General features: G+C 61.6%; 23 protein-coding genes. 10 read left to right on the top strand and 13 right to left on the bottom strand.

From position 1 onward, the window contains the following. Positions 1–16 precede the first annotated feature (16 nt). Both ACFWEM_RS15850 and ACFWEM_RS15845 read left to right on the top strand, forming a co-directional pair. Complete coding sequence (locus tag ACFWEM_RS15850; protein WP_378534925.1) at positions 17–532, top strand: DUF4352 domain-containing protein; 516 nt, start codon at positions 17–19, stop codon at positions 530–532. Next, positions 529–1,011, top strand: coding sequence for a hypothetical protein (locus tag ACFWEM_RS15845; RefSeq protein WP_378534924.1), 483 nt, complete (start codon positions 529–531; stop codon positions 1,009–1,011). The genes ACFWEM_RS15850 and ACFWEM_RS15845 overlap by 4 nt, the downstream gene beginning before the upstream one ends. On the opposite strand, the gene ACFWEM_RS15840 is transcribed toward ACFWEM_RS15845, so the two are convergent. After that, a complete protein-coding gene (locus tag ACFWEM_RS15840; RefSeq protein WP_378534922.1) occupies positions 986–1,420 on the bottom strand; it encodes an OsmC family peroxiredoxin in 435 nt (144 codons plus the stop codon). The two genes, ACFWEM_RS15845 and ACFWEM_RS15840, sit on opposite strands and share 26 nt — an antisense overlap. Before the next feature lie 98 nt (positions 1,421–1,518). Next, positions 1,519–2,742 carry a TetR/AcrR family transcriptional regulator gene (locus tag ACFWEM_RS15835; RefSeq protein ID WP_378534920.1) on the bottom strand — a complete coding sequence of 408 codons (1,224 nt, stop codon included), beginning with the start codon at positions 2,740–2,742 and terminating at the stop codon, positions 1,519–1,521. Positions 2,743–3,082: 340 nt separating this feature from the next. Here ACFWEM_RS15835 and ACFWEM_RS15830 point away from each other — a divergent pair, with 340 nt between their 5' ends. The 3 genes from ACFWEM_RS15830 (at position 3,083) to fadD5 (ending at position 6,533) form a co-directional block, all read left to right on the top strand. After that, the gene (locus ACFWEM_RS15830) at positions 3,083–4,072 is read left to right on the top strand and encodes an NAD(P)H-dependent flavin oxidoreductase (protein WP_378534918.1); all 990 of its coding nucleotides are present in this window, start codon (positions 3,083–3,085) and stop codon (positions 4,070–4,072) included. Then, positions 4,069–4,848: an enoyl-CoA hydratase gene (locus ACFWEM_RS15825; RefSeq protein ID WP_378534916.1), complete on the top strand. Its 780-nt coding sequence runs from the start codon at positions 4,069–4,071 to the stop codon at positions 4,846–4,848. Before ACFWEM_RS15830 ends, ACFWEM_RS15825 begins: the two co-directional genes overlap by 4 nt. 95 nt (positions 4,849–4,943) lie before the next feature. Then, entirely contained in the window at positions 4,944–6,533 is a 1,590-nt protein-coding gene (fadD5, locus tag ACFWEM_RS15820) for a fatty-acid--CoA ligase FadD5 (RefSeq protein WP_378534914.1), read from the top strand. A 55-nt stretch (positions 6,534–6,588) separates the two neighbouring features. On the opposite strand, the gene ACFWEM_RS15815 is transcribed toward fadD5, so the two are convergent. The 5 genes from ACFWEM_RS15815 to ACFWEM_RS15795 form a co-directional block, all read right to left on the bottom strand. Further along, positions 6,589–7,068 (bottom strand): nucleoside deaminase, encoded by a 480-nt coding sequence (locus tag ACFWEM_RS15815; RefSeq protein WP_378534912.1) that lies wholly within the window; start codon positions 7,066–7,068, stop codon positions 6,589–6,591. A gap of 77 nt (positions 7,069–7,145) precedes the next feature. Continuing rightward, entirely contained in the window at positions 7,146–9,689 is a 2,544-nt protein-coding gene (locus tag ACFWEM_RS15810; protein ID WP_003945604.1) for an ATP-dependent Clp protease ATP-binding subunit, read from the bottom strand. 297 nt (positions 9,690–9,986) lie between these two features. After that, positions 9,987–10,877 (bottom strand): esterase/lipase family protein, encoded by an 891-nt coding sequence (locus tag ACFWEM_RS15805; RefSeq protein WP_378534910.1) that lies wholly within the window; start codon positions 10,875–10,877, stop codon positions 9,987–9,989. 5 nt (positions 10,878–10,882) lie between these two features. Beyond that, entirely contained in the window at positions 10,883–11,824 is a 942-nt protein-coding gene (locus ACFWEM_RS15800; protein WP_378534908.1) for an esterase/lipase family protein, read from the bottom strand. 105 nt (positions 11,825–11,929) lie between these two features. After that, a complete protein-coding gene (locus tag ACFWEM_RS15795; RefSeq protein WP_283307103.1) occupies positions 11,930–12,268 on the bottom strand; it encodes an Lsr2 family protein in 339 nt (112 codons plus the stop codon). Positions 12,269–12,452: 184 nt separating this feature from the next. Between ACFWEM_RS15795 and ACFWEM_RS15790 the strand changes: the two genes are divergently transcribed. The 4 genes from ACFWEM_RS15790 (at position 12,453) to ACFWEM_RS15775 (ending at position 15,724) form a co-directional block, all read left to right on the top strand. Then, positions 12,453–13,247: a hypothetical protein gene (locus tag ACFWEM_RS15790; RefSeq protein WP_378534906.1), complete on the top strand. Its 795-nt coding sequence runs from the start codon at positions 12,453–12,455 to the stop codon at positions 13,245–13,247. Positions 13,248–13,330: 83 nt separating this feature from the next. Then, entirely contained in the window at positions 13,331–14,137 is an 807-nt protein-coding gene (locus ACFWEM_RS15785) for a hypothetical protein (protein WP_378534904.1), read from the top strand. 316 nt (positions 14,138–14,453) lie between these two features. Next, positions 14,454–15,350 carry a hypothetical protein gene (locus tag ACFWEM_RS15780; RefSeq protein WP_378534902.1) on the top strand — a complete coding sequence of 299 codons (897 nt, stop codon included), beginning with the start codon at positions 14,454–14,456 and terminating at the stop codon, positions 15,348–15,350. Next, positions 15,347–15,724, top strand: coding sequence for a hypothetical protein (locus tag ACFWEM_RS15775; protein WP_378534900.1), 378 nt, complete (start codon positions 15,347–15,349; stop codon positions 15,722–15,724). The genes ACFWEM_RS15780 and ACFWEM_RS15775 overlap by 4 nt, the downstream gene beginning before the upstream one ends. A 48-nt stretch (positions 15,725–15,772) precedes the next feature. On the opposite strand, the gene lysS is transcribed toward ACFWEM_RS15775, so the two are convergent. The 3 genes from lysS to ACFWEM_RS15760 are packed head-to-tail and all read right to left on the bottom strand — an operon-like array spanning position 15,773 to position 18,629. After that, a complete protein-coding gene (lysS, locus tag ACFWEM_RS15770) occupies positions 15,773–17,284 on the bottom strand; it encodes a lysine--tRNA ligase (protein ID WP_116057298.1) in 1,512 nt (503 codons plus the stop codon). Positions 17,285–17,295: 11 nt separating this feature from the next. Next, complete coding sequence (locus ACFWEM_RS15765; RefSeq protein ID WP_378534898.1) at positions 17,296–17,799, bottom strand: DUF1772 domain-containing protein; 504 nt, start codon at positions 17,797–17,799, stop codon at positions 17,296–17,298. Continuing rightward, the gene (locus ACFWEM_RS15760) at positions 17,796–18,629 is read right to left on the bottom strand and encodes an NmrA family transcriptional regulator (protein ID WP_378534896.1); all 834 of its coding nucleotides are present in this window, start codon (positions 18,627–18,629) and stop codon (positions 17,796–17,798) included. The genes ACFWEM_RS15765 and ACFWEM_RS15760 overlap by 4 nt, the downstream gene beginning before the upstream one ends. Before the next feature lie 80 nt (positions 18,630–18,709). Between ACFWEM_RS15760 and ACFWEM_RS15755 the strand changes: the two genes are divergently transcribed. Further along, positions 18,710–19,669 (top strand): AraC family transcriptional regulator, encoded by a 960-nt coding sequence (locus ACFWEM_RS15755; protein ID WP_378534894.1) that lies wholly within the window; start codon positions 18,710–18,712, stop codon positions 19,667–19,669. A 21-nt stretch (positions 19,670–19,690) separates the two neighbouring features. On the opposite strand, the gene ACFWEM_RS15750 is transcribed toward ACFWEM_RS15755, so the two are convergent. From ACFWEM_RS15750 to ACFWEM_RS15740, 3 genes are all read right to left on the bottom strand, one after another. Further along, a complete protein-coding gene (locus ACFWEM_RS15750) occupies positions 19,691–20,113 on the bottom strand; it encodes a rhodanese-like domain-containing protein (RefSeq protein ID WP_003945445.1) in 423 nt (140 codons plus the stop codon). Next, positions 20,110–20,670, bottom strand: a complete 561-nt coding sequence (locus tag ACFWEM_RS15745) for a cysteine dioxygenase (RefSeq protein ID WP_378536149.1) — start codon at positions 20,668–20,670, stop codon at positions 20,110–20,112. The genes ACFWEM_RS15750 and ACFWEM_RS15745 overlap by 4 nt, the downstream gene beginning before the upstream one ends. Positions 20,671–20,889: 219 nt before the next feature. Continuing rightward, positions 20,890–21,705, bottom strand: a complete 816-nt coding sequence (locus tag ACFWEM_RS15740) for a type III pantothenate kinase (protein WP_378534892.1) — start codon at positions 21,703–21,705, stop codon at positions 20,890–20,892. Between the last annotated feature and the right edge of the window lie 2 nt (positions 21,706–21,707).

Below are 21,707 nucleotides of genomic sequence, written 5' to 3'. Positions count from 1 at the left end.
TCGAAAGGCGCACATCATGCGATCACTCCGCACTCCCCTCGCCCTCCTCGCCGTCGGCGCAGCCCTGTTCGCCACCATCGCCTCGGGCGAAACAGACGAAGCGAAGAAGGTCGACGACAACGGTTCGTCCGCCGCACCTGCAACTGCGTTCGGTATCGGTGACGTCGTCGAACTGGGCGACTGGCGCGTCCAGGTACACGGCGTTGTCGATCCTTACGTCTCGACCAATCAGTTCATCACCGCGGATCCCGGAAACCGCTACGTCGTCGTCGACACCGAGGTCACCAACAACAGCGACAAGCCGTCGACGGTCTCGTCGATGATGTGCTTCGAACTGCAGGACTCGGCAAACAAGTCGTACAACATCACGTTCACCGACAGCAGCACGTCGAGTGTCGACGGAGAACTTGCGCCGGGCGCTGCCAAGCGAGGCGAATTGGCGTACGAGGTCCCCGAAGCCGCCACCGGTCTGCGCCTTCAGTTCAAGTGCGATCTGTTCTCGTCCGGCTCGGCAACGATCAACCTGTCGTGAACCGTCCGGGCGATCTGCTGCTGAGTCCGTGGGCGCTGGTCTCGGTGGCCGTCATCTTGGTCAACGACCACGTACTCAAAGGAGCCTTCGGGAACACGATGACGGGCAAGCTGTCCGACGTCGCCGGTGTGTTCCTGTTTCCCCTGCTTCTTCTCTCGGTTCTCGAGGTGCTCAGGCGAAGCCTGGTGGGGCGAGCAGCGATCGCCTGGTCCATCGCAGTCACGGGAATCGGCTTCGCCGCCGTGAAGGTGGTACCGCCGATCGGCGACGCGTACGAGTGGGTGATCGGGTTTCTCCGCCTGACCGCAGGAGGATTCCGCGGAGATCTCTTGCCGATCGTGGTCTTTCGCGATCCCTCGGATCTGTGGGTGCTCCCGATACTGTTCGCGAGCTACCTGGTCGTCACACACCACCGCACTCGGGCGCCGGAGGGGGCGCCCGAGCACGAGATGATCAGTCCAGGGCCGCGTCCAACGTGATGTCGACGCCGGTCAGTGCCTTGCTGATCGGGCAGGTTTCCTTTGCCGCCTGGGCAACCTTGGCAAAACTGTCGGCGTCGAGGCCGTCGACCTCGGCGCGAACGGTGAGCTTGATTCCGGTGAGCTTGAAGCCGACCGTGTCAGGGCCGAGTGACACGTCCGCGGTGATGTCGAGGCTCTGCGGGGTTCCGCCGGCCTCGGCGATCAGGGCCGACAACTGCATCGCGTAGCAGGACGAATGCGCCGCGGCGATGAGTTCCTCGGGGCTGGTGGTTCCGCCGGCCTCCTCAGCTGCGCGCTTGGGGAACGACACGTCGAAGGTGGCGACGCCCGAGCTGGTGAGTTCCACCTGTCCCGATCCGGCCTCGAGGGTGCCGTTCCAGGCGGTGCGTGCGGTACGAGTTGGCATTGCTGTCCCTACTTCCGTCTTCACATGATTCGGTGAACGCCTTGCGATCACGAACCTACCCGCGATACGTGAAGTCACACCTACTGTTTCGGACTGCTCTACCCGAGGAGCGTCGCAGACAGCAGTTTCTCGACGCGCGCCTGCGCGGAGTTCTCGGAGGAAAAGTGAACGATACGGCCGATATCGAAGACCAGTCCGAGCGCCGCATGGACGAGGAACCGCGCTTGGACGATCGTCAACTCCGGCCGTGCCTCGACGCACAGGTGCGCCCACTCCTCGACATTGAGCCGCTGAATGTTGCGCAACTCGGTCCGTGATCGATCCGGCAAGCTGCCGATCTCGGCAAAGTACACGGCCAACAGTTCGCTGGTCCCGAATGAAACCTCGACGTACATCTTCGCCAACGTCTCGACGGCCGCGAGAGGAGTCTCCGACTCCGCCAAGGCCGAACCCAACGTCATCGTCAGACGATCGGACGCCCGGTGGAATGCAGCAGCAAGTAGGTCGGCCTTGCTCGCGAAGTGCCGATACACGCTCGACGCATTGATACCCGCCGCGGCACCGATCTCCTCGATGCTCACGTCGTGGTAGCCGCGCTGATAGAACAGCAAAACTGCTTCCTGAAGCAGCACTTCACGTTTCGACGTCCGGGCGAGGCCGGGTTTGCGTTCGGACGCCACTACCCTCGCGCCATCCTCCTCACCAACGGGCAATTCGACGCCGATGACAGACCAGCATGCCGCAAGAATCAGCGCTTCGATCTGCTTGGCGGACAACGCCGATCGGTGTCCGGTGATACTGGCGATCACACTGAGCACGGCCGGTGCGATCAGCTCTACATCGGCCGGATCGAGTTCGGGACGCACTGCGGCAAGCGGTTCGGCGATCCGAAGATTGAGCGTGCGCATTCCCACCCGCAATTGCTCACGATCCTCGTCGACCAGGTAGCGCCCCTCCCAACGGTAGAGCCCTCCCCTGCGCCGATTCTCGATCGTTGCGCGGATGACACCCACCATCGTGGAGTTCAACTGCTCGCGTGGATCTTCGTTTCGGTGCACCGCTGGATCGCTGGCATCCAACAACGCCTGCGTCAGGTTGTTCACCGTGTAGACGAACAGCGCGTATTTCGTGGGGAAATGACGGTAGAGGGCCGGCCCGGAGATTCCGACCTTCGCTGCGATCTCGTCGATACCGACCGCGTGGTAGCCACGTTCGCTGAACGCCTCCGCGGCAGCGGCCGCGATTTGCGCCTTCCGATTCTTCGGACGCGTCCGTGGTGCAGGTTCACTGCCGCGCACGGAGACGCGCGTCTGTCCGGGCACCAAACCCTCCACTTCCGTTGCTTTCCTCTTCTACTTCCTTCGTCCGCTGCACCGCTCTTTCACAGGCGCGAGCCCGAACGGATCATGGTAACCGTCACGAAAGTCGCAATTCGCGCCCGGTACAGCTTCACCCGAAACCCTACAACGCAGGTGTTGCGACGGACGGATTCCGCAAAAAGAGTCTTGACACCCGCTCTCTCAGCGGTGTTATGTTAGTGACGATTCGCATAACCTCGCACGAAGTCCGCTAGCGGGCTCGTTCCCTGCGGCGTGAGGTTTTCTTCGCCTGCAAGAGGGTTCGATGCCGAATGACCGACCGTAAGAAAGTAGTTGTGAGCAGATGATTCGCACTCGCTTCACCGAAATGTTCGGCGTTGACCATCCCATCGTGCAGGGGGGCATGATGTGGGTGGGACGAGCAGAACTTGTTGCGGCCACGGCAAATTCCGGCGCCCTCGGGTTCTTGACGGGCCTCACTCAACCCACACCGGAAGACCTCGTCAAGGAAATTGCTCGAACCCGCGATCTCACCGACAAGCCTTTCGGCGTCAATCTCACTATTCTGCCGTCGATCACGCCGCCGCCGTACGCCGAATACCGCCAGGCGATCATCGAATCCGGGATCAAGATCGTCGAAACCGCCGGTTCCAATCCGATCGATCATCTTCCGCATTTCAAGGACGCGGGCGTGAAAGTTATCCACAAGTGCACTGCAGTTCGACATGCGGTCAAAGCCGAGAGACTGGGCGTCGACGCCGTCAGCATCGACGGCTTCGAATGCGCCGGGCACCCGGGCGAGGACGACATACCAGGGCTGATTCTGATTCCGGCTGCCACGCAGCAACTCACGATTCCCGTGATCGCTTCGGGCGGAATCGCAGATTCCCGAGGACTCGTTGCGGCTCTTGCTCTCGGAGCGGACGGTGTCAACATGGGAACTCGATTCATGTGCACCGTGGAATCCCCTGTAGCACAATCGGTTAAAGAGAAGATTGTCGCAAACACCGAGCGTGATACCAAGCTGATCTTCCGGACCCTTCACAACACGGCACGCGTGGCCGCGAATGCGATCAGCGCAGAGGTCGTCGACATCGAGGCACGCGGCGGCGCAGAGTTCAGCGACATTCAGCATCTGGTCGCCGGAGCACGCGGACGCAAGGTCTTCGAAGACGGCGATCTCGATGCAGGCATCTGGTCGGCCGGCCAAAGCCAGGGATTGATCAACGACATCCCGACCGTCGCCGACATGATCGACCGTATGGTGTCGGAGGCCGAACACATCATCACCTCACGGCTTTCCGGATTCGTGACGGCGGTGAGCGCGGCATGACCGCCACTGCCGAGGCTGGCTTCCGCTCCGAAATCACCGACGGCGTACTGCGATTGACTTTCGATCGCCCCAAGCGCATGAACGCGATCGATCTGCCCACGATGAACGCTTTCGCGGCCGCCGTCCACGACGGCGGCACAGACCCGGCAGTTCGTACCATCGTCATCACCGGCTCCGGTCGCGCGTTCTGCACCGGAGCCGACCTCGCCGCAGCGGCCGTCAACCCCGCAGACCCGAAGGTCGTCATGGATGCGGCAACTTCTCTGATTCGCGCCATCACCAGCGCCCCGGTCCCGGTGATCGCTGCGGTCAACGGCCCGGCCGCCGGCGTCGGTGTATCCATCGCCCTAGCCGCGGATCTGACGTACGCAGCGTCGAGCGCCTACTTCCTTCTCTCGTTCGTCAACGTCGGTCTGATGCCCGACGGCGGTGCCAGCGCGCTGGTACCGGCGGCGATCGGACGCGCCCGCGCGGCCGAGATGGCGTTGCTGGGCGAGCGGGTTTCCGCCGAGGACGCCGAGCGTTTCGGGCTCGTGTCCCGCACCGTCTCCGACGACGCGTTCGACGCACACATCCAGTCGATCGCCGATCGCACGTCGAAGGCTCCCCGACGCGCCCTCGAACTCACCAAACGCGCACTCAATGCGGCTACGTTGGACCGCCTCGACGCCGCCCTGGAGCTCGAAAATACCGGTCAGGCAGAACTTCTCACTGGCGAGGACTTCAAAGAAGGCGCGATGGCGATGCTCCAGAAGCGTGCACCGCACTTCCAGTGACCGCTGCGAATTTGTGTTAACAAAACCACTGTGCACTTCGACGGCTCACTGTAGCCTGAGTCACACAATCACCCACGCATGAGAGGAACCCATCGATGGCCTCCACCGATGCAGTCTCCGAGGCGCAGCGTTCACGCCGCACCAACTGGAACAATCAGATCGCCAGGCATGCGCAGATGATTCCCGATCGCACCGCGCTGCGATTCCTGGGCGATTCCATCACCTGGAGCACCCTCGACGCACGCGTCGAGAAGCTGGCAGACGCTCTTGCCCGACGCGGCGTCAGCTTCGGCGACCGCGTGCTCATCCTGATGCTCAACCGCCCCGAATACCTCGAGGTCGTGCTCGCGACCAACGCACTGGGCGCGATCGCTGTTCCGGTGAACTTCCGTCTGACACCACCCGAGGTCGCTTACCTGGTAAACGACTCCGGCTCCAAAGTCATTGTCGCCGAGGGACCGTTGGCTCCGCTGGCCGGAGCTGCGCGCGCCGCGTCCGAGGGGATCGACATCTCCATCACCGTGGGCGCCCCCGCTGAGGGTGACAGCCTGAATTACGAGGACTTGATCAGCGAAGACGGCGAGAAGCACGCGTTCGTCGACATCCCGGACGACACTCCGGCTCTCATCATGTACACCTCGGGAACCACCGGTCGCCCCAAGGGTTCGGTGCTTTCCCACTCGAACCTGTCTTCGCAAGCATTGACCTGCATCAGGGCCTTCCACTTGTTCAATGCCGATTCCATCGGCTTCTGCGCCTCGCCCATGTTCCACATCGCGGCCCTCGGTTCCATCGCACCGAGCCTGCAACTCGGCACTACCACGGTGATCCACCCGGTCGGCGCGTTCGACCCGGGTCAGTTACTCGACATTCTGGAAGCCGAGAAGGTCACCAGTTTGTTCCTCGTGCCCGTGCAATGGCAGGCCGTGTGCGCAGTGCAGAAGGCGCAACCTCGAGCACTGTCACTGAAGAACATCTCGTGGGGTGCCGCACCGTCGTCCGACACGATCCTGCGGGCAATGGCCGAAACCTTCCCCGACGCGTTCAATGTCGCAGTCTTCGGTCAGACCGAGATGTCGCCCATCACTTGCGTTCTCGACGGCGAGGATGCGATTCGTAAGCTCGGATCCGTCGGTCGGGTCATCCCAACCATCTCGGCCAGGGTCGTCGACGAGAACATGGACGACGTGACGCCCGGTGAGATCGGCGAAATCGTCTACCGCGGGCCCACGATGATGAGCGAGTACTGGAACAACCCCACCGCCACCGCTGACGCCTTCCACGGTGGCTGGTTCCACTCGGGCGATCTCGTTCGCGTCGACGATGAAGGCTTTGTGTACGTCGTCGACCGCAAGAAGGACATGATCATCTCTGGTGGAGAGAACATTTACTGCGCCGAGGTCGAAAACGTCCTCTACGAACACGAATTGATCGTCGAAGCCGCCGTAGTCGGTCGTCCCGACGCCAAGTGGGGCGAGGTGCCGGTCGCAATCGTCGCGATGGCGCCAGGTTCAGCCGTAGACCTGACCATCGAGGAGCTGAGCATCTTCCTCAATGATCGGCTCGCGCGCTACAAGCACCCGAAGGACATCGTCGTCGTGGAAGCGCTGCCGCGTAATGCAAGCGGCAAGGTCGTCAAGGGTGAACTGCGAGAGAAGGTTCGAGCAGTCGACGCAGTTTCCTGACTCGACACGCAAACGGGCGGCACCTCCAGCGAGGTGCCGCCCGTTTGTGTGCCCGTCAAGCGCTCTGCGAATGCAACTTCCGATGCAGCTCTCGCACCTGCGGAACCAACTCCGATACCGGGCCTTCGACCGGGATGTTCGGCGCTACCTCGTTGACGGACAAAGACTTCACCGGCGCCGGAGCCACACCCCACTCCTCGAGCCAGTCGCCTAGTTGGGCCGAAGAACAGATGTAGACGATACGTCCCAGTCCCACCCATGCGTGCGCTGCCGAACACATCGCGCAGTGCTCGCCCGAGGTGAACACCGTTGCTGTGGAGCGCTCTTCCGGCGTCAGGTACTGAGCCGCCCACCGCGCCAGCTCGAACTCGGGGTGGCGAGTGTTGTCGCCGCCCGCAATCCTGTTTCGATCCTCCGCCAGAAAGGTTCCGTCGGCCGCTGCCAGGACGGAACCGAAAGGTTCGTCACCGGCATCCAATGCCTCCGAAGCCAATTCGACGCAACGGCGCAGATGACCCAGTTCGATGTCGTTCATGTGCACATCCTCTCCCGTGGTACACGAAACGGGCGGCACCGGTGAGGTGCCGCCCGTTCGTTACTTACTCTGCTGTACTACTCTGCTGCGCTTTCGCTTTCGCCGGCCTTGGTCAGCTCGATCGGCGGTGCGTCCGGCACGTCGATCGGCTTCTTGGTAGGCGTGAACGTGAACTTCGCGTCCTCGCCCGAGCCTTCGCCGTCCCAGTTCTCGACGTCGACGAGCACGATGTGACCCGGTCCGATCTCTCCGAAAAGGATCTTCTCGGACATCTGGTCCTCGATCTCGCGCTGGATGGTACGACGCAGCGGTCGTGCACCCAGTACCGGATCGAATCCGCGCTTGGCCAGAAGCGACTTGGCCTTGTCGGTGACCTCCATGGCCATGTCCTTGTTCTTGAGAGCCGCCTCGACGCGAGCGAGCATCAGGTCGACCATCTGAACGATCTGCTCGTTCGTGAGCTGATGGAAGACGACGATGTCGTCGATACGGTTCAAGAACTCGGGACGGAAGTGCTTCTTCAGCTCGTCGTGAACCTTGAGCTTCATGCGCTCGTAGTTCGACTCCGTGCCCGTTCCCGAGCTGAAGCCCAGGCCGACTGCCTTGGAGATGTCCGAAGTACCGAGGTTGGACGTGAAGATCAGCACCGTGTTCTTGAAGTCGACGGTACGTCCCTGACCGTCTGTGAGACGGCCGTCCTCGAGCACCTGCAGGAGGGTGTTGTAGATCTCCTGGTGTGCCTTCTCGATCTCGTCGAACAGCACAACGCTGAACGGCTTGCGGCGCACCTTCTCGGTGAGCTGGCCGCCCTCTTCGTATCCGACGTACCCGGGAGGGGCACCGAACAGACGCGAAGCGGTGAAGCGGTCGTGGAACTCTCCCATGTCGATCTGGATCAGAGCGTCGTCGTCGCCGAACAGGAAGTTGGCGAGCGACTTCGCGAGCTCGGTCTTACCGACACCGGACGGGCCGGCGAAGATGAACGAGCCCGAGGGACGCTTGGGATCCTTCAGACCTGCACGCGTACGACGGATCGCCTTCGAGACGGACTTGACTGCCTCTTCCTGGCCGATGATCCGCTTGTGCAGTTCCTCTTCCATGCGGAGCAGACGAGTGGTCTCCTCCTCGGTGAGCTTGAAGACGGGGATGCCGGTCCAGTTACCCAGAACTTCGGCGATCTGCTCGTCGTCGACCTCGGCAATGACGTCGAGGTCGCCCGCACGCCACTGCTTCTCACGCTCGGCGCGCTGAGCGACGAGGGTCTTCTCCTTGTCACGCAGGTTCGCGGCCTTCTCGAAGTCCTGCGCGTCGATCGCGGACTCCTTCTCGCGACGCGCGTCGGCGATGCGATCGTCGAATTCGCGCAGGTCCGGCGGTGCAGTCATCCGACGGATGCGCATTCGCGCGCCCGCCTCGTCGATGAGGTCGATCGCCTTGTCCGGCAAGAAGCGGTCGTTGATGTAGCGGTCGGCCAGCGTCGCAGCTGCCACGAGCGCACCGTCCGTGATGGAGACACGGTGGTGAGCCTCGTAGCGGTCACGAAGACCCTTGAGGATCTCGATGGTGTGCTCGACGGTTGGTTCGCCCACCTGAACGGGCTGGAAACGACGCTCGAGAGCGGCATCCTTCTCGATGTACTTGCGGTACTCGTCGAGAGTGGTGGCACCGATGGTCTGCAGCTCACCGCGGGCAAGCTTGGGCTTGAGGATGGAGGCCGCGTCGATAGCGCCCTCGGCCGCGCCCGCACCCACGAGGGTGTGCAGCTCGTCGATGAACAGGATGATGTCGCCGCGGGTGTTGATCTCCTTGAGAACCTTCTTCAGGCGCTCTTCGAAGTCACCGCGGTAACGGCTGCCGGCCACGAGCGACCCGAGGTCGAGCGTGTACAGCTGCTTGTCCTTGAGGGTCTCGGGGACCTCACCGTTGACGATTGCCTGAGCCAGGCCCTCGACCACAGCGGTCTTACCGACACCGGGTTCACCGATGAGAACCGGGTTGTTCTTGGTACGACGCGAGAGAACCTGCATGACACGCTCGATTTCCTTCGAGCGGCCGATGACCGGGTCCAGCTTGCCTTCGAGGGCAGCTTGCGTCAGGTTGCGACCGAACTGGTCGAGCACGAGCGAGGTGGACGGCGTGCCGGCCTCTCCGCGGGTGCCACCGGTTTCGGTGGGCTCCTTGCCCTGGTAGCCCGACAGCAGCTGGATGACCTGCTGGCGGACGCGGTTGAGATCGGCACCGAGCTTGACCAGAACCTGGGCTGCTACGCCCTCACCCTCGCGGATGAGACCGAGCAGGATGTGCTCCGTACCGATGTAGTTGTGTCCGAGCTGCAGCGCTTCGCGCAGACTCAGCTCGAGGACTTTCTTGGCGCGCGGTGTGAAGGGGATGTGACCGGACGGAGCCTGCTGGCCCTGGCCGATGATCTCCTCGACCTGGCTGCGGACTCCCTCGAGGGAGATACCCAACGACTCCAACGACTTGGCTGCGACACCTTCGCCCTCGTGAATGAGGCCGAGAAGAATGTGCTCCGTGCCGATGTAGTTGTGGTTGAGCATCCTGGCTTCTTCTTGAGCCAGGACAACAACGCGCCGCGCGCGATCGGTGAACCTCTCGAACATCGCTCTCCCTCACACTCTCCGGCGGGCAGGTTCGAGACCGGATGTCTCGTCCCTGGTCGCCGCGTTTCGCTCCGGCACTACAGACTGATCGCCTCGCCGGTCAGCGGACTGACGTCCACGAATCGACAAAGGTTGCACGACCCCACTTATTACTCTAGAGGGCGCGAAGTCCACCTGCTGCTCCTCCACCCGATTGGCGGCGGAAGCCGGACTGCTTACCGTTCACAACGTCGCAGCTGAGGGAATCGTTTCCCGGTTCCTGTACGCCTGAAGCGAACAGCGATTTTCGACGCCTGATCAGCCGAATATCGGGAGTACCCGAGCGCACGGCACCTCACGCGGATTCGACGGATCCAGCGCGTTGAGCGTCAGAGTCGCTGTTCGTTGCGACGCCACCAGCGCGATGTGATCCGACAGGTCCTGTTCGCAACCGTCCTGAACAACTATGTTCGACGCGTTCGACGCGGCGAGTATTCCGCTGCTGTACGGAACGACCACTTGGTCGAACCGAGTCACGATGTTGGTGTACTCGACGTCGTCGGAGTAAACGCCGGCGTCGCGCAGTTCGGTCACGAAGGTGGCGTTGTCGAAATCCGGTCCCCCGACGCCTTCGGGCGGGCCGACCTCCGAGCCGTCCCACAACGGAGCGATGGAGACGATCGTGGAAACCTTCGCGTCGCCGCCGAGGAACTTGGCGTAGTACGCACTGACCGTCGTTCCCTGAGAGTGTCCGATCAGGTCGACCTTCGAGGCACCCGTCGACGAGAGGACGTCGTCGACGAATTCCGACAGTTGCCCTGCGCTGTCTCCGAGTGGCGCGAGACCACCGGCTGCGGAAATCGGCCACGGCTGGTCCGTTCGATTCCCGAAGGTGAGCGCGAAAACGCAGTACCCCTCGTTGGCCAGTACGGGTGCGAGTACGCCCCAGTTGGTCTGACGGTTGGCTGCCGTCCCGTGCACGAGGACTACCGGATCAGGATGAGCAGCGGAAGGCTTGCACGAGAAATCGTTGGTGCCGGGAGCCGATCCGCCCGGGTTGATCGCTTCGAGGGCGATGCCACTGAGGAAACCCGACGGTACGGGGAGAGGTTCGTTCGCCGACGCAAGAGATGTGGCGGACGCGGCCACGGCTCCCGCCAGAGCGAGAGCGCCCACACATGTTCTGATCCCCACCGAAGGCCTCCGCATATTGATCAACCCACGACGGGCAATACCGAGTTGCACGGTACCGGCCGCTGATGCGCGGGGTCGAGTGCATTGAGAGCAAAAGTCGCGGCGCGCAACGACGCCGCGATGGCGAGATGATCGGAGATGTCTTGTTCACAATTGTCCTGAACGACGATGTTGGTGGCGTTCGGCCCAGGCTCCAGCCCATTTGTATACGGCAGCACCAGTTCGTCGTAGCGAGTCGTGATGTTCGTGTAGTGAACGCCCGGCGCGTAAACGCCTCCCGCACGGAGATTTTCGATGAACTCCGAACCGGACCCCATGTTCAGGCACGCCTTGCAGATCGGGAATCCGGCCTGCGCTGCCTCGGATACCCCGAGTTCGCGAAGGCTGCGGCCGACACTTGCCTGCTCGTTTCCGAGCGTTCCCTTCCACAGCGACGCCACCGAGACGATGTTGTCCACTTTGTCAGCACCGCCGAGGAACTTCGCGTAGTACCCGTTGATGATCGTGCCTTGCGAATGGCCGATGAGATCCACCGACGTTGCGCCGGTTGCGCCGAGAACTTGATCGACGAAATTCGACAATTGCGCTGCGCTGGAGGGAATTTCCTGCATTCCACCGATTGCTGACAACGGCCACGGCTGCTCGGGGAAGTTGCCGTACGTCAGCGCGAAGACGCAGTAGCCCTCGTTGGCGAGCAACGGCGCATAGGTGGCCCAGTTGGTCTGCCTGTTCCCGCCGGTTCCGTGAACGAGCACAACCGGATTGGGATGTTCGGCAGTCGGTTTGCATGAAAAGTCATTGGATCCAGGAGCTGAACCGCCAGGATTTCCCAACTCCTGAGGAACTCCTGCGAGGAATGCGTTGGGCACGGGCAACGGAGCCTGAGCCGAAGCCACGGATGTGAACCCGACGAGCATCAGAGCGGCAAGAACCACGCCCCCGAACAACCTGATTCTGTGCACGACCGACTCCTCTGAGAGAGATGCGAACCGTGCAGACGCTAACAAACTAGAACGCGTTACCAATCCGTTTCGGGAAAATGCGCCCGAATCCATTCGCGATCCATTTCAGACGGCCTTTTCGTAGGCTCGGCGCACCTCGGTGGAAATGCGTCCCCGGGCCGAGATCTCGAAACCCGCTCCCTTGGCCCATTCACGGATGGCGGCACTCTGATCGCGGTCGGCAACCGGGCGCGATTTGGTCACCGATCCGTTGACCGATTTGGCTGAATTCGACTTTCTTGCATGGGGAATCCACTTTTTCAGTGCATCACGCAGTTCCGCGGCGTTGGCGGCGGTCAGATCGATTTCGTATGCAACTCCGTCGACGGAAAACTCGACAGTTTCGTCAGCGGGCGATTTCTTGTCCAGATCGTCAACCATCGTGACAACAACCTTTTTCACCACGACCATTCCTCCCCGGATCCTTCGATAAGCAGCGACAATAGCACCTGGACAAACGTCCTGTCTTGGCTCGTCCGGATGATTGGGACTGATCTCCGCCGGGTATGCCTATCGACTTGTCTTGCGACAAGGACAGTGCCGATACACTCTTCGCGACGCATCGGGGGATGCATCCGGAGGGGGAATCATGACAGAAGACGGCTCGAGAAAAGACCTCTACCGAGCGCTACTGCGAATCGGCGGAGCCATCGCCGGACTCTACGCATTCTTTTTCATCATGGGACACATCAGCAACGCACACACCGACGAACTCCCACCAGCGGAATCACTCGCAACCGCACTCGCCCCACCCGTCAACACCACAAGCACAACGCCGCCCCCACCACTGCCACCGGGATTCCCATCACTGGATCGACCACCACCCAAAATCGAGGTCGAACCCGGCCAACCCCAACCCATAGCCACCAAATTCGGCCTCACATACGACATCCCGGCCGACTGGAAGAACGCCGCAACCTCAGTCGCTGGATGGAATACGAAATGGGGTCCGGTTACATTTGGTGCGCTCGGCCAGTACAGAAGAAACTATTGCTCGGCCGTTGATGGCAGCACCCTCGCCCTGACTGGGGCCACAGGGCGCAACGGCGTCGACATCGACACCGCAGCACAAGAATGGGTCCACAAAGCCGAGGCAATCTTCGCCGCCAAGAACGGCACTCGCGCCAGCATCGCTTACAGCGGACCCACGAATTTCACCATCTCCGGACGCCCTGCGATCCGATACACCGCAATCGCCACCAATATCTCGGCGGACAACGAATGCGATCCGCCCTCAGCAGAATTCGATGTCGTCACCACACCCGGTTACTCCACAGCCGAGGTCATGGTCTTCCTTGTCCAGTCAGATCAGGGACTGCCTAACGCCCTCGACCAGGGCTCGATCGAGCAAATCATTTCAACAATCCGTCGAACAACAGATTGACGCATTACCGCCTACGACGTCGTTGCGCGGTAGACGGTAAAGTCCACGCAACGCATCGGGGGATGCATCCAGACGGGGGAATCATGACAGAAGACGGCTCGAGAAAAGACCTCTACCGAGCGCTACTGCGAATCGGCGGAGCCATCGCCGGACTCTACGCATTCTTTTTCATCATGGGACACATCAGCAACGCACACACCGACGAACTCCCACCAGCGGAATCACTCGCAACCGCACTCGCCCCACCCGTCAACACCACAAGCACAACGCCGCCCCCACCACTGCCACCGGGATTCCCATCACTGGATCGACCACCACCCAAAATCGAGGTCGAACCCGGCCAACCCCAACCCATAGCCACCAAATTCGGCCTCACATACGACATTCCGCCAGACTGGCGTAACGGTTCGGACGCAATTGCCGGATGGAGCTCGGCAGAGGGATTGATCGCCTTCGGTGCGATCGGCGAATATGCCTACGATTTCTGCGAGGCTTCCGACGGCGCAAAACTCGCGATGACGGGAGCGACTGGACGGAACGGCGTCGACATCGACACCGCAGCACAAGAATGGGTCCACAAAGCCCAAGCAATCTTCACCGACAAAAAGGGCAACACCGCCAACATCGCATACAGCAAGCCCACCGAATTCACCATCTCCGGACGCCCTGCGATCCGATACACAGCAACCGCAACAAATATCCCCGCCGACAACGAATGCGACCCGCCCTCCGCAACATTCGACATCGTCGCAACACCCAGTTACGCCACAGCCGAGGTCATGATCTTCATGATCCGCATCGATGAAGGGTTTGAAAACTCTCTCGACCGCGCTGTCGCCGACCGCATCATAGAGTCGATTCACCACACCGCAGGATGCTGCAATGGGTGAAACTTTTCGTGCTAGCCCGAGGCAAATCGCCGGGGTTGCAAACCTCGTAGATCAAATCTCAATGGACGCTGGCGTCGGCTGTCGCTTGGTATTGCACCACACCGCTCCGTTCGGAGATTTTGATGGCGAGTTGATGCGACTACTCTCAACGCCACTCCAGGCGTACACCGATGTCACCTACCGCCGCTATGCCAACTTGGCATCCGATTGCGCTACTACCGGCATGCATCTCAATCGTGCTGCGTGGATGTACCACGATCAAGAGAAGCGAAACTACGATGCGCTGAACGCGCACAGTGAAATGTCAATTGTGGACATGTCGCCCTACAATTCCGAGAATCCAATATCTGGCCCCGCCGTGCCGTACGACAGTCCAGCAGAGTTCAAGCCGGCAAACGCCGTCGACTTTCCACCACCCCAGTCTGCGACCGACGACATCCGAAAGGTCATCGCGGAATCTGCGGGGTGGGTGGGAGACGTCGACAACGGATTCAAGATTGTGACCGGATGGAGCCCGCTGGAACGACTGATCGCACCGCTGAGCGGTAATTGGAACGAGCTCAAACGGATCGGCGACGCATACAAAACCGGCGGCGACGGCATCGAAAAATGCGGCTTGAATCTCGAAGACGGAACGAAGCGAGTCGGCGAGAGCTGGGACGGCCTTGCCGCCCAGTCGTTCGACGGATACTCACGCAAACTGTCGGAAGCGTTGAAATGGGAAGGCCCACACGGTCGAGTCGTCAAAGAGATTCTGTACGTTCTCTCGGATCAGATCCGACGCGGTGTCGAATCAGCCCTTCGATTCTTGGAACGAAAACTCGATGATCAGGTTCAAATTACCGACGGGAGATCGGCGATGAAATGGGTTCTTCGCCGAGTTCCGTATGCCGGACCATCCATCATCACGGTAGAACTGGTCAGCGCAGCATTCTCGACCGCACAGAAAGTTCAGGAAATTGTCGACGATATCCGAGTCCTGGTCGAATGTTTGAAGGAGTTCCTCGATCTCGTCACCTCACCATCCGGCAAGCTGAGCGAGATGTCCGAACGGTTACTCGCACCGGTCGTCGACACACTCGACGACGCGAAGAAGAAGACCGAACTCGGCCTGTCGATCGCCGGTGTCGCGGATGCGGAGGGCGTGTTGAATACGCCGAAGACCGGCTACAACCCGGGGACCGGTCGCGATCCGTGGGCTGATGCCGTATGAACTCCGAGATACCTCCCGAGCTGCGCAGCAGCTACGACAAGATCATGAAAGCAGCGGCCGCGGTGGCCGATGCAGCGATCAAGTTGGACCGGGTCACGGACGGGGACTGGGACTCCCGGATCGACGTCACCGACCACTTGCTGAACTTTCTTGCCGACAGACCCGAAGCCTCAGCCGAACTTCGCCACTATGCAGCAAGGGTGGCGGCAGGCGAATGTCGTTGGGAACAAATCGAATCCCAACTTCGAGCGCTCCCTGCTGAACTGGTCGAGCTGAAGAACTCACCCAGATTCATCTGGTTCTCCGCACCGCCGATATCTGACGGGGACGAAGACTACGAACCGTACCGAATCCCTTGGGAGCGTCCCAACTGAAAAAGGTTCGGCCACAACATGTGCGGCCGAACCTTGATCGAAGTAAAGCTAGCGGGCGGAAGGACGGACGATCGGGAAGAGGATCGTCTCGCGAATACCGAGGCCGGTCAAAGCCATCAGCAGTCGATCGATTCCCATGCCGGTGCCCGTTGTTGGCGGCATGCCCTGTTCCATCGCGGCGAGGAACTCCTCGTCAAGCACCATCGCTTCGTCGTCGCCGGCCGACGCGAGGCGCGCCTGATCGACAAAGCGCTCACGCTGGATGACCGGGTCGACAAGTTCGGAGTAGCCGGTCGCCAACTCGAATCCGCGGATGTACAGGTCCCACTTCTCGGTGACACCCTTCTTGCTGCGGTGATCGCGGGTCAGGGGCGACGTCTCGACCGGGAAGTCACGAACAAACGTCGGCACGTACAGCTGATCGCCGCACTGGTGCTCCCACAGCTCCTCGACAAGCTTGCCGTGGCCGTAACCCTTGTCCTTGGGAACCTCGAGGCCGACCTTCTCCGCCAAAGCGAGAAGCTCGTCGACCGTCGTATCCGGGGTGACCTCGGCGCCGATGGCCGCCGACAGCGACGGGTACATCTCGAGGACCTGCCACTCGCCACTGACGTCGTACTCGGAACCGTCGGCGAGAGTGAGGACCTGCGTGCCGAATGCTTCCTGCGCAACTTCCTGGACGAGTTCACGAATCATCTTCGCGGAATCGTCGTACGTGCCGTAAGCCTCGTACGTCTCGAGCATTGCGAACTCGGGCGAGTGGGTGGAGTCGACGCCCTCGTTGCGGAAGTTGCGATTGATCTCGAAGACCTTCTCGATACCGCCGACGACGCAACGCTTGAGGAACAGTTCCGGCGCGATACGCAGGTACAGGTCGATGTCGAGAGCGTTCGAATGCGTGACGAACGGACGAGCTGCCGCCCCGCCGTGCAGCGTCTGCAGCATCGGCGTCTCGACCTCGAGGAAGCCGCGGCTCTCGAGCGCATTGCGCAACGCACGAACGACAGCAACACGCTTGCGGGCGTTGTCACGAGCCTCGGGGCGAACGATCAGGTCTGCGTAACGCTGACGCACCCGGGACTCTTCGCTCATTTCCTTGTGCGCAACCGGCAGGGGGCGCAGCGACTTGGATGCGATCTGCCATGCGTCGGCCATCACACTGAGCTCGCCGCGACGGGAGCTGATGACCTCACCGTGGATGAAGACGAAGTCGCCGAGGTCGACGTCGGACTTCCAGGCAGCCAGTGCCTCTTCGCCGACGCCGGCGAGGCTGATCATGGCCTGCAGCTGGGTGCCGTCGCCTTCCTGCAGAGTCGCGAAGCACAGCTTGCCGGTATTGCGCATGAAGATGACGCGGCCGACGACTCCGACCAACACACCAGTCGCCGTGTCCGGCTCGAGTTCCGGGTACTCCGCGCGGATCTGCGCGAGCGTGTGGGTGCGATCGACCGAAACCGGGTACGCCTCCTGCCCCTGCGCCAGGATCCGTTCACGCTTCTCGCGCCGAATACGGAGCTGCTCGGGGGTGTCGTCGACTGGCTGGGCTTCTACATCACTCACGGGGTACAAGACTACTGGGCCGTGTCCACCGCGTTTGTTGCTGGTAGCACCGCGGCCATCGCGAGCACGATTCCCGACAGCAAGTACAACCCGACCCGGACGTGATTCCACATAGTCCAACCAGCCTCGTACGACGCCCATGCGGCTGCGTCGGTAGCGCTGACCGAGGCAAACGCGTCGTTGCGAGGGACGTGGTAGATCGCGGTCACCGCGAAGGACGCGAGCACCCCGACGCATCCGACAACGGCAATGACCCAGCCGTCCGGTCTGGAGATCGATGCCCAGATTCCAGCGGCGATCGCGGTGAGCGCCGATCCGACCAGCGGCAGCATCAACGCACTACGCGGCGCTTCGACGTTGATCGCCTGCATCGACGTGATCGCGGTATGCGCATCCAACGACCGCAGGGCGGGCATCACAAAGGAAGAGAAGGCAAACAACGCACCACCGGCGACGAGCGCGCCGAGTGCAGTCACGCCGACCAGTAGCTCCAGAATGATCTCGGACTTCTTCATGACCAAACCCCTGTTCGAGCGGTCTCGGCGGCAAAGGTGGTGAAATCTCGAGCGGGTCGTCCCAGGACCTCTTCGACAACGCCGGTCACGCTTTGATTCCGTCCGTCGAGAACCTCGGCAAACAGGTACGTGAGTAACTCCAGGACGTCACTCGGGACGCCGACTTCCGCCATATCGTCGGAAAACTGTTGGAGTCCAATTCTTTCGAATGTCACGCGGCGACCCGACGCCGTCGAGATCGCATCCACCGCTGCCGCGAAAGTGAGCAACTCCGGACCTGTCACCTCGAGGACTCGGCCGAGGAGATCGGTTCGAGTCAATGCGGCCACCGCCACGTCGGCGAGATCGTCGATGTCGATGAAGGGCTCCCCCACCTCACCGACCGGAAGTGCCAGGTGGCCTTCCCTGATCGGATCGAGCAGATACCCCTCACTGAAGTTCTGGGCAAACCAACTGGCCCGCACCACAGCCCATTCCAGACCGCTGTCGGCGAGAACGTGTTCGGCTTTCTGCGCCGCCGGTTCACCGCGCCCGGACAGGAGCACCATGCGGCGAACCCCTTCGCGATCCGCGAGATTCGCAAACTCCTCGATGTGTGTGCTCGATCCCGGAACAGCCAGATCTGGCGCATACGTCACGTATGCCACTTCGGCGCCGGACACCGCGGGCCGCCACGTCGTCTGATCGTTCCAGTCGAAACGCGACCCGGATGTTCTCGACGCGATTCGGGTACGGATTCCCACCGCCGTCAGCCTCTGCGCAACGCGCGCACCGGTCTTGCCGGTACCACCGATCACCACTGCCGATTGAATTTCACTTGTTGAAGTCATGAACTCATTCGACCGCGCGACGGCAATACGATCCATAGCCGAAGGTCGCAAAAACATACGCCAGCGTCTACCGTCGAATTATGGATGCATTGTCGATGATGCTGGCCGGGTCGCGGGCGGAAGGTGCATTTCTATTGCGCTCGTTACTCGATCCGCCGTGGTCGTTACGTATCGAGGACCACGCACCCGTCACCGTGCTGATTCTGGTTCGCGGCACCGCAGTCGTCCTCTCCGACACAGGACAGACCGAGAATCTCGGGGCCGGCGACGTGGCACTGTTGCGGGGTCCTGATCCTTATACAGTCGCCGATCAACCCGGCACCCCGGTCCACGTACTCATCGACGAGGCGCAGAACTGCGCCGCGGTCGACGGCACACCACTCGAGGACATGTCAGTGCTCGGGGTTCGCACTTGGGGCAACTCGACGAGCGGCGAGACCGTCATGCTCACGGGCACATACCGTTTGGACTCCTACGTCAGCCGCCAGATCCTCGACAGCCTGACACCCGTCGCGGTCGTGCGACGCAGTATCGAAACCGAGCCGATGACAACGCTTCTGGAGCAACAGATCGCCTCCGACGGCCCCGGGCAGGAGGTGTTGTTGGACAGGCTCCTGGACCTGGTCCTGATCTCGGCGGTCCGAACGTGGTTCGCCGAGAACCCGGATCGATCACCGCGATGGATCAAGGCCTACGAAGATCCAGTCGTCGGACATGCCTTGCGGCTCATGCACAATCGGCCGGAATACTCCTGGACAGTCGCGAGCCTGGCTCAGGAAGCCGGCAGTTCGCGAGCAGCCTTTGCTCGCCGGTTCACCAATCTCATGGGAATCGGGCCGGTTGGATACCTGACCGAGTGGCGACTGTCCGTGGCCGCGGACCTGCTGGCAGATCCCGGGCGAACAGTGTCGTCGATCGCGCGAGAAGTCGGCTACTCGAGCCCCTTTGCGCTCACGACCGCGTTCACCCGCCATCACGGATTGAGCCCGAAGATGTACCGCCAAACCCGCTGTGCGCCTTTATTAACCGCCCGCGGTTAATAAAGGCGCACAGCAAAAACCTCAATGAGCCGAAACCGCCGCCAACTCGCGGGAGCAATGACGCACTCCGCTAAGCGCACCGAGCAGGCCGGCGGCCTTGATCGCCTGGTACCCGCCCACCAGATCGGTGGCTTTGTGCAGGCCGAGCTGCTGCAACGACGCTGCGGCGAGGCTCGAGGTGTAACCCTCCGAGCACACGATCACCCACTCGACGTCGTGGTCGGTGGCCAGCGCAAGGTGCGCGCTGCTGGTGGGGTCGAGGCGCCATTCGAGCACGTTCCGCTCGATCGCGAGTGCGCCGGGAAGAGTTCCCTCGATGGCACGCTGCGCCTGCGGACGAATGTCGACGAAGATTGCTCCGCGGTGAAAGGCCTCGGTGAGCTGGAAGACGTACATGCGATCGATCTGTGCGCGAGCGTCGTCGAGCATTTGGTCGATGGTCATTTGGTGCCCCCCTCGGGCAGGTCGGTCAGCTCGGTACGGGTGCGACGAAGTGTCCGGTGATCCGTCACTTCGTAGAAGGACATTGCCGTCAGCGGCGGCGAGTAGGCGTGAACACTCAGAGTCGGTGCATCAGAGCTGATTTCGATCGGAGCACCGGGAGCATCCGTCGAACGTACGACATCGTGAACCCATCCGAGCGGGAACGAAGCCTGATCGCCGGCGTCGAGCTGGCGTTCCACCAGGGTGTCACCGGCCCAACGGAATTCGGTGAGAGAACCACTGAGAACGGTCAATGCGCCGAACGAGCCTGCGTGGTCGTGCAATTCGGTATTGCGTTCGGGTACCCAGCTGATGAGCCACACATCGACGTCGTCGTCCGCGTGCAGGCGGGTGGACCAACGGTCGAGCGTCGGGAAGGCGTCGGGGATGAGGTGATCGAAACTGCCGTCGAGCACGCCGTTTGCTCCCTCGTCGGTCAGTCGCAGCAAATCGGCCGGGCGAAGGCGGGTGGGCAACGAGGCACCGCTCGGGCGACGTCCGGAGGGCCCACGATTGATGCCACGACCTGCGGAAACAGTGCGATCAGCAGTAAGAGTCGGGGCCAAAACAGAGAGATCTGCAGAATATGTAGATAGCACGAGCTAGCTCCAAGGAGTGTGAATTGGTCAAGGCAGCGGTCAGCCTCGACAACACTCCTGAGCACCCATGCAGCGATTCACGAGCACCATTGTGGCACAACTTTCGCGATCGCGAAACTGCTGGAACAAAACCATCGATCAGGCGACCGGTCGTCGACCGGATCCGCGACGCGCCTGATTGCGCTCGAAGACCAACCTCAGCCCTTCAAGGGTGAGGTCACGTTCGAAGTGATCGATGGTGTCGGATTCGGGGATGATCAGCGGTGCACTGTCCCCGGTTGCGATCACGGAGACGTCGTCACCACCGAATTCGGGCAGTTCGTCGCGTACGCGGTTGACCAGTCCGTCCACGAGGCCCGCAAAGCCGAATACCGCGCCCGACTGCATGCATTCGACGGTGTTCTTCCCGACCACCGAACGCGGACGCACCAATTCGACCTTGCGCAACGCAGCAGACTGCGACGCCAAGGCGTCGGTCGAGATCTCGAGCCCAGGCGCGATGCAGCCACCCAGGAACTCACCCTTGGCGGAAACGACGTCGACGCAGGTCGACGTGCCGAAGTCCACGACGATGCACGGTCCCTCGTAAAGATTGTGCGCGGCAAGGCTGTTGACGATTCGGTCGGCTCCGACTTCTTTGGGGTTGTCCACCAGCAGCGGCACACCGGTGCGCACGCCCGGCTCGACCACGACATGGGGAACATGACCCCAGTACCGCTCGAGCATGACGCGGATCTCACGCAAGACGGATGGCACAGTCGACAACGCGGCGACACCGGCGATCTGATCGACATGAGTACCCAACAGCCCACGGAAGGTCAACGCCAACTCGTCGGCAGTCATCCGAGGGTCGGTTCGCATTCGCCAGTCCTGCAACAGCTTCGAATGCTCACCAGTTCCGGAAAACAGACCGAGAACGATGTTGGTGTTCCGCACGTCGACCGTGAGCAGCATGG

Source organism: Rhodococcus sp. NPDC060176 (genome assembly GCF_042728675.1).
Classification (GTDB): Bacteria; Actinomycetota; Actinomycetes; order Mycobacteriales; family Mycobacteriaceae; genus Rhodococcus_F.
This window is presented reverse-complemented; position numbering and strand designations above follow the sequence as displayed.

Bases quoted from the DNA above. Each gene is read 5' to 3' on its own strand.
- ACFWEM_RS15850 (WP_378534925.1), top strand. From the start codon at position 17: ATGCGATCACTCCGCACTCCCCTCGCCCTCCTCGCCGTCGGCGCAGCC.
- ACFWEM_RS15840 (WP_378534922.1), bottom strand. From the start codon at position 1,420: ATGCCAACTCGTACCGCACGCACCGCCTGGAACGGCACCCTCGAGGCC.
- ACFWEM_RS15830 (WP_378534918.1), top strand. From the start codon at position 3,083: ATGATTCGCACTCGCTTCACCGAAATGTTCGGCGTTGACCATCCCATC.
- ACFWEM_RS15825 (WP_378534916.1), top strand. From the start codon at position 4,069: ATGACCGCCACTGCCGAGGCTGGCTTCCGCTCCGAAATCACCGACGGC.
- fadD5 (WP_378534914.1), top strand. From the start codon at position 4,944: ATGGCCTCCACCGATGCAGTCTCCGAGGCGCAGCGTTCACGCCGCACC.
- ACFWEM_RS15815 (WP_378534912.1), bottom strand. From the start codon at position 7,068: ATGAACGACATCGAACTGGGTCATCTGCGCCGTTGCGTCGAATTGGCT.
- ACFWEM_RS15810 (WP_003945604.1), bottom strand. From the start codon at position 9,689: ATGTTCGAGAGGTTCACCGATCGCGCGCGGCGCGTTGTTGTCCTGGCT.
- ACFWEM_RS15805 (WP_378534910.1), bottom strand. From the start codon at position 10,877: ATGCGGAGGCCTTCGGTGGGGATCAGAACATGTGTGGGCGCTCTCGCT.
- ACFWEM_RS15790 (WP_378534906.1), top strand. From the start codon at position 12,453: ATGACAGAAGACGGCTCGAGAAAAGACCTCTACCGAGCGCTACTGCGA.
- ACFWEM_RS15785 (WP_378534904.1), top strand. From the start codon at position 13,331: ATGACAGAAGACGGCTCGAGAAAAGACCTCTACCGAGCGCTACTGCGA.
- ACFWEM_RS15780 (WP_378534902.1), top strand. From the start codon at position 14,454: ATGTCGCCCTACAATTCCGAGAATCCAATATCTGGCCCCGCCGTGCCG.
- ACFWEM_RS15775 (WP_378534900.1), top strand. From the start codon at position 15,347: ATGAACTCCGAGATACCTCCCGAGCTGCGCAGCAGCTACGACAAGATC.
- ACFWEM_RS15765 (WP_378534898.1), bottom strand. From the start codon at position 17,799: ATGAAGAAGTCCGAGATCATTCTGGAGCTACTGGTCGGCGTGACTGCA.
- ACFWEM_RS15760 (WP_378534896.1), bottom strand. From the start codon at position 18,629: ATGACTTCAACAAGTGAAATTCAATCGGCAGTGGTGATCGGTGGTACC.
- ACFWEM_RS15755 (WP_378534894.1), top strand. From the start codon at position 18,710: ATGGATGCATTGTCGATGATGCTGGCCGGGTCGCGGGCGGAAGGTGCA.
- ACFWEM_RS15750 (WP_003945445.1), bottom strand. From the start codon at position 20,113: ATGACCATCGACCAAATGCTCGACGACGCTCGCGCACAGATCGATCGC.
- ACFWEM_RS15740 (WP_378534892.1), bottom strand. From the start codon at position 21,705: ATGCTGCTCACGGTCGACGTGCGGAACACCAACATCGTTCTCGGTCTG.